This is a genomic window from Bacillus sp. z33 (genome assembly GCF_058313615.1).
In genome coordinates, this window is the sequence record NZ_JBZFQN010000002.1 from 883564 (window position 1) to 897647 (window position 14084).

Here is a 14084-nt window from a genome sequence, read left to right on the forward strand (position 1 = left end):
GAAAAGAGTGAATAACTATCTTTTGGCAGTCATGAGTGTTTCATTTATTATGGTGATTATTGGTTGTTCAAATGAAAGCTATTCATCTGATGAAGCAATGACTAGAGGGGATATTGTTATCCAATCAGAGGTGGAGAATTTCGAAAGATTCGATGATTTTTTACAGAATCTATCCAAAAATAAAGGGGACACAATAAGAATAACTGGCTATACTCACGAAGGTGACCCTATATTCGTAGATTTAAAATATGATGGAAAGGTTATTCAATATACGCATGATAATACGCATGATGATTACGCAGGAGATAACAATAAAGGGATAGAGAAAGATGTATGCACGGAAATAATTGAGAAGGAAGATGAGGTAGGATACATAGAATTTATTTTAACAGGTTGTGCGGAATATGATAAAAGCCTAATGCGTATTGAGGAAGAAAATGTGAAGATTCCATAAACTGAGACTGCACCTTGAAATAGTGAATAATTGCAGGTGCAGCTCTTTTTTGTCAGGAGACCATTAGGGAATCCCTATATTTATCCTATATTAATAGTTGTTTAAGAACCGAACTCTTTTCTTAATTCCGCCCCCAAAAATTTGGCCAGCTCCAGCATCCCATATTGGTTAGCTTCTATTTCCGCATCGGAATTGTAATTGGTATTTGTATTGATATCATACGTATAAATTGTTCCATCTTGATCACGGATAAATTCAATTCCGGCGATGTCAATACTTACTGATGCCAGAAATTTTTCGTATTCTGAAATGATCGGTTCATTAAATTCTTTGATAATTTCAAATTGTGGCCTAGTCTCTGCTTGTTCTCCGACTGGGCAAAATAAGTCCTCTATTTGACATGCATCGGCCGGACACAATTCGAAACCTTTTGATGTATCTACACGGACAGCGTATAGAAATTTCCCTCCGATAAACTCGCATCTTGTTATAGAAGAATCCGGGGATAGGATATATTCCTGTATGAGGGTAATCCCGTCGACAGGCTCTTCAAAAATAGGGCTGTTTACATATTCCTCGAGAGCCTCTACAGATTGGAATAACTGTACACCAAGACCTTTGCCAGCTCGGTTATGTTTAGTAATAAAAGGTGTTTTTCCTAATTTTTTAGCGGCCTCAATGATATGTTCCCGACCGACAGCTGCAATCGTGGCAGGTGTTTTAATACCGGCCGCTTGAAGGGACGTATATTGATTAATTTTGCTGACTTCCATTCCTAACGCTTTTGAGCCATTAAATACTTTTCGAGGATGACGTTCCAGCCAGTTGATTACGCCACTTGCCAGTTCTGGAGCGTAACGGTGACCTCTTGTATGAGAAGAAGCGCTCATACGATTGTAAAAAATTCCTTCAGGAGGTGTTTCTGTCAAATTGACAATGCCTTCTGCTAAATGCCAATTTTTATATGGGAGATTTAACTCTTCCAATCTGTTGATTAAATGATTTGTCCAATCATCATTTTCGTGAATTATATGTATGTGCGCCATTATAGAATCACCTTCTGATTTTCGTTATTTTATGTAAATCATACCATTCCGCTTGGAAAATGGTCAATTCTTGAAATTCAGAAAAATAATTGTTGCAGTGGAAAAACGTTTTGGCAAAGTTTATACTGTTGAGTGAGAAAGAATTTAAAAGGGAGATAACATGCCAAATTTTTCGCCATACAGATATTTTTCAAAAAAAGACTGGTCTAACTTGCGATTTAATACACCAATGACATTAACTCAGTCAGAAATAGAAGAACTACAGGGTGTTAATGAAAAACTTTCTGTCGAGGAAATTACAACGATTTATTTACCGTTAACCCGTTTATTGAATTTATATGTTAATTCATCACAAATGCTGCACACTGTCACAGACACTTTCTTTGGAAATACGACAAGAAAAGTGCCTTATGTAATCGGAGTGGCAGGCAGTGTAGCTGTAGGGAAAAGTACAACTGCCCGAATTATTCAGGCTCTACTGTCCCGTTGGCCTAATACTCCACAGGTGGAGCTCATTACAACAGATGGCTTTCTTTATCCCAATGCTGTGCTCGAGGAAAAAGGGATAATGGATAAAAAAGGATTTCCTGAAAGTTATAATACGAAGGAGCTCATTAAGGTTTTATCCAGAATTAAAGCGGGCCATCCAAAAGTGAAAGCACCAATTTATTCTCATTTGTACTATGATATCTTGCCAAACCAATACACAGTTATTAAGCAGCCCGATATTGTGATTGTAGAAGGAATTAACGTCCTGCAGACGCCTAAACAAGACGATCACAATCCGAGTGTTTACGTATCTGATTTTTTTGACATTTCGATTTATGTCGATGCCAAGGAAAATGATATTTTTAATTGGTATGTTGAACGTTTTAAAACGTTGCGTAAAACAGCATTTGCCAAACCAGAATCATATTTTCACCGCTATACTGATTTAACGGATGAAGAAGCAGACCATATTGCAACAAATATTTGGAATACAATAAATAAAATCAATCTAGATTTAAATATAGCTCCGACAAAAAATAGAGCGAATATTATTCTGGAGAAGGATTCTGATCACTCTATTTCCTCGGTAAAGTTGAGGAAAATATAAAACAAATATTTCCATATGAGTGGAATGAATAATGGCAACTGAAAAGAAAAAATGATTAATGGAGAATTATATAGACTAGGAAGACGAGGAGCTTCTAAATGACCGTCTTCGAGCAAGAAAGCTTACAAGATTATATAGCCAGACAATAGAAATGGATTATGCTGAGCGAAACGCTTTATTAAAAAAAAGCTTGGTTCCACAGGTGAAAATGGTAGATAGAACCGACTATTCGATGTGATTATGGTTACAATATTCATGTGGGTGAAAATATTATGCTCATTTTGATTGTATTATTTCAAATATTTGTAAAGTCTGGTGTCAAAATTGTATGCTTGGCCAGGTGTGTATATTTATACTGCCACGCATCCACTCAATGCACAGTGAATGGATACCTGGCATAGAATATGGGCAACCGGTTACAATAGGTGACATTGTATGTATTGGTGGACGAGCGGTTTTATTAATCCAGGTGTGACAATTAGTAATAACATTTTGCTTCTGGGGCTGTAGTTACGAAAGATTTCCCTGATCATGCAGCGGTAGGTGGTAACCCAGTCCTAATAATTAAACAAATAGTTGAAAAATCCGATTTTGCGCCATATGTGTAAGTAATTCTGCATACTGAAAAAGTTGGGTGAATCCTGCCTTACTCTTTAAAGTGAGACTACACCTACACATAAATAAGATGAAGAACAAGAATAGGTAGAATAATTTTGTGGATTTTAGAAGAAGAGTTCACATTTACTGGATGCTTTTGATAAAATTTAAATAATAGTTTAAGATAAAGTAACCATTGTTCTAAAAGGAAAAGATTTAAATAAAGTACATATACAAATTGAGGATGTGAAGAATGAAGAAACAAATACCAAATCTCATGACTTTAGGAAACTTATATTGTGGTTATCTTTCCATTTCTTATATAATCAGCGGCGATGTACGAAATGCGACGATACTCATTTTTATTGCGTTGATGCTTGATGCGCTGGATGGGAGAATGGCAAGAATTTTAGGGGTAGCTGATGATATGGGCAAGCAGCTCGATTCATTGGCTGATATTGTATCCTTTGGGGTGGCTCCAGCCTTTTTGGCTTCTTATACATATTTAATCGATTTTGATCCATATGGACTATTGATTGCTGGATTATTCCCTCTTTTTGGATGCTATCGACTTGCGAGATTTAATATTACGCCTGCTGAGGAATCATTAAAGCATTTTAAAGGAATCCCTATTACATTTGCCGGGGGACTTGTTGCATTTTTAGTGTTATTGGAGAACTGGATTCATGTCAGCATTTTTATTATTATTTTCTTTGGTTTGGCGATCTTGATGGTCAGTACGATTAAAATTCCGAGCTTCAAAAAAGTGAAACTTAACTATTATACGGTCATTATAACTTTATTCCTATTGTATATGTTTTACCTTATTGCGAAATCAGGATTTAAGAGTGTTCCTGAATTTTTCTATGTAGCTATTGCTATTTATATTTTCTTTATCGTTGCGAGATATATTAAAGGGAAAACACCTAAATTTCGCATCAAAAAAACAAGAACGATTCGAGTTAGAAAAAAGAAAATTAAGAAATTGAAAAAATAAGGATCGCAATTCAAAACTGCTATCGTTTGTACATTTGGATTTTCATTTGCAGGATCCCAAGTGTTTTTAGCTGGTTAGATGATAAAATGGACATCTGTTTCGTATTAAAGTAAAAAGTGGCCAGCTTTCAGACTAATGTTTTAAAAGGACTGCCACCATCTGCGGTTTATGCACTCCAAATGTCGGATTTAAATTCTGACTTTTGGGGTGTTTATTTATGGCTAAATAGCGTGAGGTAAGAAGGGTGATTTTTAAATAAGGTTAAACTTCAAAATCAATAGATTGAATCTTGCAAAATTAGAAAGAATTAAGAAAGCATAAACCAAAGATATCCTATTAAACATTCTATCTATTGCACGATATAGAAAGATACCGAATGTTTGACAGCAAAAGTGAAGGTAGGTATTTGAATGAATTCATTTTTAGCATTAGTGAATTACTTGAAACCATACAAATTAATTGTATGGCTTGGCCCCCTATGTATGGTTGTGGAAGTAACCATGGATTTGCTTCAGCCGACCATCATGCAAACCATTATTGATAAAGGAATAGCTACCAGTGATAGCCGATATGTAGTAAGCATGAGCATACTTATGCTGCTTTCTGCGATTATAGGCCTGTTTGGGGGAATGGGCAGTACGATTTTCAGTACACGGTCAGCTATTCATTTTTCAACTGATCTCCGCAGGGATGTCTTTGAACAAATTAATTACTTTTCCGGTGAAAACACGGATAAATTCGGTACTGGTAAACTGATCACGATTATGACAAACGATATTACCGCTGTACAACAAGCGGTTATGATGACATTACGAATCTTTGTACGTGGCCCTATCATGTTTTTTGGCAGTATTATTATTGTATTTTTCACAGCAAGAGAGTTATTTCCCATTCTATTGTTGGTTGTGCCTCTACTGACCATTTTGATCGTTTTATTTACAGTAAAGGCAGGGAAACTCTTCCATTTCGTACAGAAAGCAATAGACCGAGTCAATACTAAATTGCAGGAAAACCTAGCAGGAATTCGCGTGATCAAAGCATTCGGAACACAGGATCATGAAATGAAGCAATTTCAAAAAGTAAATAAAGAGTTAACGGCAGTGAATATCCGCGCTGACCAACTCATTATGGGTTTAATGCCGATTTTGTTGTTTATCGTTAATATGGGAATTGTAGCTGCCATCTGGATGGGTGCCATTAAGGTCGATAATGGGAGCTTGAATGTGGGAGTAATCGTAGCGTTTATTAATTATTTAACGATCATTATGAACTCCCTAATGACCAGCAGTAATGTTCTCATGCAAATTACACGAGCATTTCCATCGGCTGGGCGAATTGTAGATGTATTAAATACAGAACAAGACATTAAACAATCTGAACATCCGCTTGTTCCCATACTGGAAAAAGGAACTCTGGAGTTTAAAAATGTGAGCTTTAGTTACAGTAAAAATGGGGAGAGGGTACTTTCTAATGTATCCTTTCATGTGTCAAGCGGGCAAACTCTTGGAATAATTGGAGGCACGGGAAGCGGAAAGACTACGTTAGTTAAATTATTGCCAAGACTTTATGACGTAGATGAAGGCGAAATCCTAATGAATGGAATAAATATAAAACAGATGGATATAGAGAAGTTACGTCAATCGATCGGATTTGTTCCTCAAAAAGCATTGTTATTTTCCGGTACGATTAAACGTAATTTAAGCCATGGTAAACCGGATGCAACGATGGAAGACATGATAGAAGCTTTAAGAAATGCTGAGGCTCTTCAGTTTGTAAATCAGTTGGATCCAGAATTTGCATATGAGCTCATGCAAGGAGCAACTAATTTATCGGGAGGTCAAAGGCAGAGACTTTCACTGGCACGTGCATTCATTCGAAAGCCATCAATCATGATATTGGATGATTCTACTTCAGCGGTGGATGCGATATCGGAAAGCCGTATACGAAAAGTACTACTGAATGAGTATCCTGATTCAACAAAAATCATTATTTCTTCTAAGCTTTCGTCTATAAAATACGCAGATCAAATTTTGGTTTTGGAAGATGGAAAAGTGACGGGGCTTGGCAGCCATAATGAGCTGTACCATACCAACGAACTTTATCGTGAATTATGTGGCATACAGGGTGAGCAGGAGGTGAGCTATTGATGAGCCAGCATACTAAAAATCAGAAACAACTGAATATGAGACCAGGTCACATACATTCTTTTGGACCTAAAAGCAAAGCAACACATCAAAACGAAACGATCCTTAGAATATGGTCCTACCTAAAAAGGAGAAAATTCAGCCTGCTTGCAACCATCGTTTGCGTACTCTTTTCGACAGTACTCAGTTTACTGGGTCCCTATTATATCGGTATCACAATTGATGAATATGTACTTGTTAAAGATGTTGATGGTTCCATTCGAATGGCTGTGCTGTTAGCGGGTATCTATATAGCAGGTGCTGTCATCACTTGGCTGCAGCAAAACTTGATGATTCATATTTCCTTAAAAACAATTCGTACCATTCGCGAGGAGTTATTCTCTACATTACATACACTTAGCCTGCGATTCTTTGATAAACGGTCGTCAGGTGATTTAATGAGCAGGGTAACAAATGATATTGACAATTTAAATAGTGCATTAAGCCAAAGTGTAGTCCAGATTTTATCTTCGTTACTGACTATAATTGGGGTTTCTATTGCTATGTTTACCTTAAACTGGATGCTGGCAATTGTCTCATTTCTTGTGATTCCGATTATGATCCTGACATCTAAAAAAATCATCCAGGTAAGCAGTAGTAATTACGCCAAGAGGCAGAGAAACTTAGGTAATCTGAATGGTTATGTGGAAGAAGTAATTGGTGGTAAAGAAGTCGTTACTCTCTTCGGACAGGAACAGGAGACCATCAAAGAGTTTAAAAAGATCAATGAAGAGTTGCGTGAATCAGCCATACTTGCTGATACATATGGTGGATTCCTGGGTCCGGTCAATAATTTTATCAATAATCTGGGTCTCAGTTTGATTATTGGAACCGGGGCCATATTATCAGTTCATGAACTAACAACAATCGGTGTAATCGCTGCTTTTGTCACATATTCAAGATTGTTTTTCAGGCCGATTAATCAATTATCCAATTTAATGAATACGATACAATCTGCTATTGCTGGGGCAGAACGTGTATTTGAAATTATGGATGAAATACCTGATTTACAGAATAATCACGGGGCTTTGCCTGCCACTTCTATTAAAGGATACATCCAATTTAAAGATGTTCGATTTGGATATGAAAAAGAGAAGGAAATCATTAAGGGCATATCGATGGAAGCAAAAAGAGGGCAAACAATTGCTTTGGTAGGTCCAACCGGTTCAGGAAAAACGACTATTATTAATCTATTATCCAGGTTCTATGATCGATTAAGCGGTGAAATTCGAATTGACGGGAGACTAATAGAAGATTATTTAATAGAAGATTTAAGAAAAAGGATAGGAATTGTCCTTCAGGAGACGTATTTGTTTTCTGGGACAATCATGGAGAATATCCGTTATGGGAAGCTGGATGCTACGGATGAAGAAGTTATTCGAGCTGCAAAGATCGCAGCTGCCCATCAGTTTATTAAACATTTACCAAATCAATACCAGACAGTTATTACTTCGGGTGGAATCAATTTAAGTCAGGGACAAAGACAGCTAATCTCAATTGCGAGGGTAGTTTTAGCAGATTCAGATATTTTAATATTGGATGAAGCTACTTCAAGTATAGATACACGGACAGAAATAGCCATCCAAAATGGGTTGAAAAACTTAACTAAAGGCCGGACTACATTTGTGATTGCCCACCGATTGAAAACAATAGAGAATGCTGATTGTATATATGTGATAAATGATGGATTAATAGTTGAACACGGGAATCATCAAGAGCTTATTCGTAATAAAGGTTTTTATTACGGGCTATATGAGAGCCAATTCACGACTTAAATACAATTTAAAAGGAGAGCAACGGATTTCATTGCTGTTGCTCTCCTTTTTTGTCAGCTATTTTCTTTTTCGTCTTATTCGCATATTCATCAGGATATAAATGACAATCAGCACAGCAGTACTTCCGATAAGAATGAAGTACATAGTTAAAAGCTCCACTTTATCTCCGAAGAAGTATAAATTACAGTCAACCGTATCTTTGAATGCCTCCACGACTTCCGCAGGGAAGCCTTGAGATTCCATCTCCCGAAACACACCATCGAGGGAATGGTTACGTAGAAGTGAGGTGCCATATGTGCCTGGCAAAAAGGAAATGACCTTTTGCAGACCGTCGCTGAACTGAGAAATAGGCATATATGCTCCACAGATGAAGCCGTAACCTGCACTAATGATGGTTCCAACCGCAGACATTTGTCCTTGAGAGGACAAAAAGAAATTGATAATGGAAGAAAGGGCAGTACCAAATATCACAAGCAGAAAGATATCCAGAAAAATAAATAGGACATCTGATACCGATAAATACCATCCTACCCAGGATAGATAGAGAAAGCAGGCACACATAGCAACAAGAGATATTAAAAGTGTAGTTAGTGCGGTGGAAATATAGTACCCTATTGCTAATTTGGACGGTTTTACCGGTGTAATGGTTAAATCATTTCTTGCCCCTGTCACTTTATCCTGCACCATCAACATATTCGAACAGAAAGCTACGGTTACGCAGGATACTGCTAAGAGGGAAGAAAAAAGCTGACCGCCCACCAATCCGTTTAGTAAATCATCAGACACTTTAAAACCTTTAGGGATTGCCGATAGGAAACTGTCATGATAGACATTTGCAAGGAAGGTCATATAAAGCACTAACAGGATTATTGGTGTGATGAGTGACGTAAAGAACATCCCTTTATCCTTGAAAAATATTTTGCTATTACGTTTTACAAGAGCGTTCAAGGCAGTCATTTTTCTCCACCTCCAAGTAATGTTTTGCCTGTTACGGCAAGGAAAACATCATCCATCTTGCCTTTGGTAATCTCATAATCAGTGAATATTTCAGGGTGTTTAAGGATAAGTTCAGTTGCGACAGTTGTATTAGGTATGTCGATGCGAAAAGCATCTTTTATAGACTCATAGGGTTTATTTAAAATTTTTATCTGCTGCTCGTTCAACCCATAGAGGGTAATATAATCTCGAGTATATGTATTTTTAAGTTGATGTGGTGTCCCTTCAGCGGTAATCACCCCATTGTCGAGAATAATAACATAATCGGCATCTGCTGCTTCTTCCATATAATGTGTAGTAAGAAAAATCGTCATATTCTGTTCTTGTCGCAGTTTGGTCATGACATTCCAAAGGATCTTTCTCGTCTGGGGATCAAGGCCAGTGGTTGGTTCGTCAAGAATGAGAATCTTAGGTTTATGGAGCAGTGCACGAGCAATGTCAATTCGTCGCCGCTGTCCGCCGGAGAGTTTGCCGACGGGACGTTTTAGAAGTTCGCTAAAGTCAAGAAGGTTGGACAGCTCAGAAAGTCGAGTTTTAAATGTATTGCCGGTAATACCGTATAGTGCCGCACGGCTTTCTAGGTTATCTTTAACCGACAAGTCCTTATCTAATACGGAATTTTGGAAGACTACACCTATATCTTTTTTAATTTTGTCAACATTTCGATCCAAATCAGCCCCATCGATTATCACTTTGCCTGCGTCTTTTTCAAGCTGTCCGCATATAATAGAAATGGTTGTACTTTTGCCAGCGCCATTGAGTCCTAAAAAGGCGAACAATTCCCCTTCTCTTACACGAAAGCTCAAATTCTGTACTGCTTTAACCTTACCGAAGTATTTACACAATTGATTTATTTCAATTACATTGTTCATCTCTTCTCTGTCCTCCTTCATTGAATTCTTATTCAGGTTTCTTCGGATGACGTGACTGTACGATTCGTCTGCAACTCCTGCAGTTATGGGAAACAAATCGATGGGAATAGTGCAATGTAACCTCCGAAATAACACTCTTTGTTATCTTGCAAATTAGTATGGAAATTACATGTTTATACCTTAATTTTATCATTATTCAGAATTATCGCGGGTAAAAAGGGTTGGTAATATATGTTTTTATGTCGATTTAATGGAATAAATAAAAAGTTTGAAGTTACGATAGTGAGAGAATCATGTAAAAACACCTGTTCTCATTATTAAGAAGGTTATGCATACACAACGCTTTGGAAAGTAGATTATGACAGAGAATTGGTCACGTAGTATCAGCTACGGGATTATTGATAAGGAGCCATGGAAAAAGATAGTTAGTAAACATGAGTGTTAACATCATCAAAACTATTATTGAAAAAGTTATTTTTAGATGCTCCTTTTTGCCCTCTGGATTTATATATAAGAGGTGAAAAGGAGGTGAGAACATGGAAAATCAATTTTTAGAGTTAACAAAGCTACAAATAGAATTTATCGTTGGAACGGATGCAAAAGGAGAAGACATTATCCAAAAAAGAACACTGTCCAATATTAATAATGGTGTGGATGGTGCAGCACTAAAAAAATGTGCAGATGCGATTATATCCCTTCAAAAACATAATGTAGCTGGAGTTAAGCGTTTGGACACGTGGGAAATCTAGTATCAATAACAGGGAAAATTTAATAGAAGGGAGGATTTACAGATGGAAAACGTACTTGAACTTTATTTTCTGACAGAAGAAGGTAAGACAGCCAAACTATCAATCAGTAATCCAATTATGCCAGTTGATCAAGAAGCGGTTAGTCAGGCTATGGATCGTATCATTGAATCGAAAGTATTTTTAACTAAAACTGGTTTCTACAATAGCAAAAAAGAAGCACAGTTAGTGGAAACAGCTAAAACAGACTACACATTTGTATAATAAGCAGGGGGCTAATCCAAATAAGTTGGATTAGCCTTTTTAAAAAGAATAGAGTGAGGGGGTTATTTCGTGGAGGATTTAATTTTGTTAATTAAAGATGTAGGTTTTCCAGTTGTGGTTACCGTATATCTTTTATATCGAATTGAAGGCAAGCTCGAAATGCTGAACAATTCTATCCAATCATTACCATTTATGCTTAGTGAACTAATAAAAAAATAATTTTAAAGGCTTGTCGTTGTATAAGATGACAAGCCTTATTAATTGGTATAATAGCTCTCCTATCCTCATCGAATTTTCATAATAACGCTTTATCTCCGCTTCGGCCCATGCAAATGAATCAATTACCTTTTTCTCATCAAATCGATTTCCACTATATACATTAACAATCTTCGCAGTATTTGTTTAAAAATAGACGAAAATCTTTTCAACCCAAATGCTTTTTTATAAAAGTGATTATCTATGGTTTGACGTGAAATCAACATTTAAAGAATATTGCCTATTAGTTGTGGTTTGAAAAGAGTACGTAAGTGGTAATTTTTATAAGAGTATAGATAGGTAGATTTTGATAAATATTTAATAATCAAATCAAATGATTAAGAGATGAGGTAGAATAGGTGGCTAATACCAATAATCAAAATGAGAAAGATAAACAATTAGAAGATTTTAGAGTGGATAATAGCAATAAAAAATTAACGACTAATCATGGGGTGCGTATATCAGAAGATGAGCATTCTTTAAAAGCGGGTGACCGCGGTCCGACTTTAATGGAAGATTTTCATTTTAGGGAAAAAATGACCCACTTTGACCATGAGAGAATTCCAGAAAGAATTGTTCATGCGCGTGGATTTGGCGTACATGGTTATTTCCAGGTGTATGAACCAATGACAAAGCTGACTAAAGCAGGCTTTCTACAGGATCCAACTAAAAAGACACCTGTTTTTGTCCGTTTTTCTACTGTAGCAGGCTCAAAGGGTTCTGCTGATACAGTTAGGGATGCGCGTGGGTTTGCAACAAAATTTTATACAGATGAAGGGAACTTTGATCTTGTAGGGAATAATATACCGGTATTTTTCATCCAGGATGCGATTAAGTTTCCGGATTTAGTACATTCATTTAAACCTGAGCCGCATAATGAGATGCCACAGGCAGCAACAGCTCATGATACGTTTTATGATTTTGTCGTAAATAATCCCGAATCAGCACATATGGTGATGTGGACAAATTCTGATAGAGGAATACCTCGAAGTTACCGAATGATGGAAGGATTTGGTGTGCATACTTTTAGACTTGTAAATGAACAAGGAGAGTCGCACTTTGTTAAATTCCACTGGAAACCAGTGCTTGGAGTTCATTCTCTTGTCTGGGATGAAGCTCAAAAAATTGCGGGTAAAGACCCTGATTTTCATCGCCGTGATTTATATGAAGCAATTGAGATGGGGAATTATCCTGAATATGAATTCGGTATTCAGGTAATTAAGGAAGAAGATGAATTTGAGTTTGATTTCGATATTCTGGATCCTACTAAGTTATGGCCAGAAGAACTGATACCAGTCCAAAAAATAGGTAAAATGACGCTGAATAAAAATGTGGATAATGTATTTGCTGAGACAGAACAGGCAGCATTTCATATTGGCCATGTTGTTCCCGGAATTGATTTTACCAATGATCCGTTATTACAGGGACGTTTATTCTCTTATACAGATACACAACTACTTAGATTGGGTGGCCCGAACTTCCAGCAAATTCCGATTAATCGTCCAATTTCACCCGTAAATAATCACCAGCGTGATGGATTCCATCAAATGCGAATTGATCAGGGACAAGTAAGCTACCATAAAAATGGGTTAGCCAATAATTCTCCATCACCTGCCTCACCTGAAGAAGGCGGATTTGAACATTATCAGGAAAAAGTAGATGGATACAAGGTCCGAAAGAGAAGTGATAGTTTCAAAGATCACTACAGCCAGGCTAAATTGTTTTGGAACAGTATGTCTACTGTAGAAAAACAACATATCATTGATGCATTCCGATTTGAGCTTGGTAAATGCCTAAATGAGAATATTCAACAACAGGTCGTGAATATGTTCGCCAATGTGGATCATGATCTGGCTGAACAAATTGCCATTGGCTTAGGTCTTCAAGTTCCGGCCTCAAGTGAAGTTGAAGAATCGAGAGTAACCGATTCATCACCGGCAATCAGTCAATTGAACACAACAATGGGAGTCGCGACAAGAAAAATTGCTGTACTTGTTCATAATGGATTTGATGGGCAAGATCTTAAACAGGCATTATTAGCCTTGGACGAAGCTGGCTTAACAGTAGAAATTGTTTCTGAGCACCAAGGGAAGATTAAAAGTGCAAATGGAGCTGAGCTAAAGGTAGACCAGACATTTTTAACAACAGATTCAGTTCTATATGATGCTATTTATCTTGCATCAGGCCAACAAAGTGTTGATGCACTTAAAAAAGTAACCAAAGTGAATGAATTTATCATGGATACGTTCAACCATTTTAAAGCTATTGGTGCTCCTAAAGAAGCGGCCGATTTAGTTGCTCCATTTATTCGAACATCCAATGGAGCTGCAGGCATCATCACATCTGCATCAGATGAGCCAATCAAGACGGGGGTAGAACAATTTATTGAAGCAGTTGGCAAGCATCGCCACTGGGATCGTATTCAATAAGGAGTACTCCGATTTATTAATCATAAAAGCCTCTTTATCCATTAGGGTTAGAGGCTTTTAGTCTTTTAAGAATATGAATAGATTCTTGTTTTTTGTCTGGTGGACCAATCTTCTTTCCCATGGGCGGTTAAGAGATATGTAAAGATAATACCCTTTGCATCACGAGATAAAGTCATTTACTAGAATCCTATGGACTTTATACTGACCATATAATGGGCTTTAGTATCGATAATTAAAATGTATAGGTGAGGTATTAGTCCGAGTAGTCCACAATATTGGAGGCTAATGAGGAAGCAGTCCCACAATAAAAAAATCTAGCAGGGACTTTGATCCATGAATGATTAAAGCCTTTTTTTAACTTCTTAGATGAAGTA

General features: G+C 37.0%; 12 protein-coding genes and 1 pseudogene. 10 read left to right on the plus strand and 3 right to left on the minus strand.

Annotated elements, in window-relative coordinates; all coding sequences use genetic code 11:
- Positions 1 to 7 precede the first annotated feature (7 nt).
- A complete protein-coding gene (locus AC4G3L_RS11300; protein WP_491077054.1) occupies positions 8 to 454 on the plus strand; it encodes a DUF4362 domain-containing protein in 447 nt (148 codons plus the stop codon).
- A 101-nt stretch (positions 455 to 555) separates the two neighbouring features.
- On the opposite strand, the gene AC4G3L_RS11305 is transcribed toward AC4G3L_RS11300, so the two are convergent.
- Entirely contained in the window at positions 556 to 1500 is a 945-nt protein-coding gene (locus AC4G3L_RS11305) for an ATP-grasp domain-containing protein (protein ID WP_491077055.1), read from the minus strand.
- 160 nt (positions 1501 to 1660) lie between these two features.
- Here AC4G3L_RS11305 and coaA point away from each other — a divergent pair, with 160 nt between their 5' ends.
- The 5 genes and pseudogenes from coaA to AC4G3L_RS11330 all read left to right on the plus strand — a co-directional run bounded on the left by coaA (position 1661) and on the right by AC4G3L_RS11330 (position 8148).
- Positions 1661 to 2596: a type I pantothenate kinase gene (gene coaA, locus AC4G3L_RS11310; RefSeq protein ID WP_491077056.1), complete on the plus strand. Its 936-nt coding sequence runs from the start codon at positions 1661 to 1663 to the stop codon at positions 2594 to 2596.
- Between the two features lie 51 nt (positions 2597 to 2647).
- Positions 2648 to 3204, plus strand: a pseudogene (locus tag AC4G3L_RS11315) (maltose acetyltransferase domain-containing protein).
- A 242-nt stretch (positions 3205 to 3446) separates the two neighbouring features.
- Entirely contained in the window at positions 3447 to 4190 is a 744-nt protein-coding gene (pssA, locus tag AC4G3L_RS11320; RefSeq protein ID WP_491077057.1) for a CDP-diacylglycerol--serine O-phosphatidyltransferase, read from the plus strand.
- A 410-nt stretch (positions 4191 to 4600) separates the two neighbouring features.
- Complete coding sequence (locus tag AC4G3L_RS11325) at positions 4601 to 6337, plus strand: ABC transporter ATP-binding protein (protein ID WP_491077058.1); 1737 nt, start codon at positions 4601 to 4603, stop codon at positions 6335 to 6337.
- A gap of 35 nt (positions 6338 to 6372) precedes the next feature.
- Complete coding sequence (locus AC4G3L_RS11330; RefSeq protein WP_491077195.1) at positions 6373 to 8148, plus strand: ABC transporter ATP-binding protein; 1776 nt, start codon at positions 6373 to 6375, stop codon at positions 8146 to 8148.
- Between the two features lie 57 nt (positions 8149 to 8205).
- On the opposite strand, the gene AC4G3L_RS11335 is transcribed toward AC4G3L_RS11330, so the two are convergent.
- Positions 8206 to 9105 (minus strand): ABC transporter permease, encoded by a 900-nt coding sequence (locus tag AC4G3L_RS11335; protein WP_491077059.1) that lies wholly within the window; start codon positions 9103 to 9105, stop codon positions 8206 to 8208.
- Positions 9102 to 10016: an ABC transporter ATP-binding protein gene (locus AC4G3L_RS11340; protein ID WP_491077060.1), complete on the minus strand. Its 915-nt coding sequence runs from the start codon at positions 10014 to 10016 to the stop codon at positions 9102 to 9104. The genes AC4G3L_RS11335 and AC4G3L_RS11340 overlap by 4 nt, the downstream gene beginning before the upstream one ends.
- A gap of 536 nt (positions 10017 to 10552) precedes the next feature.
- On the opposite strand from AC4G3L_RS11340, the gene AC4G3L_RS11345 reads away from it, so the two are divergent.
- The 4 genes from AC4G3L_RS11345 (at position 10553) to AC4G3L_RS11360 (ending at position 13710) form a co-directional block, all read left to right on the plus strand.
- Positions 10553 to 10765: a DUF1659 domain-containing protein gene (locus AC4G3L_RS11345; RefSeq protein WP_491077061.1), complete on the plus strand. Its 213-nt coding sequence runs from the start codon at positions 10553 to 10555 to the stop codon at positions 10763 to 10765.
- 42 nt (positions 10766 to 10807) lie between these two features.
- Complete coding sequence (locus AC4G3L_RS11350) at positions 10808 to 11026, plus strand: DUF2922 domain-containing protein (protein ID WP_491077062.1); 219 nt, start codon at positions 10808 to 10810, stop codon at positions 11024 to 11026.
- A 69-nt stretch (positions 11027 to 11095) separates the two neighbouring features.
- The gene (locus AC4G3L_RS11355) at positions 11096 to 11245 is read left to right on the plus strand and encodes a YvrJ family protein (protein ID WP_491077063.1); all 150 of its coding nucleotides are present in this window, start codon (positions 11096 to 11098) and stop codon (positions 11243 to 11245) included.
- 395 nt (positions 11246 to 11640) lie between these two features.
- Positions 11641 to 13710, plus strand: a complete 2070-nt coding sequence (locus AC4G3L_RS11360; protein ID WP_491077064.1) for a catalase — start codon at positions 11641 to 11643, stop codon at positions 13708 to 13710.
- Positions 13711 to 14084 lie beyond the last annotated feature (374 nt).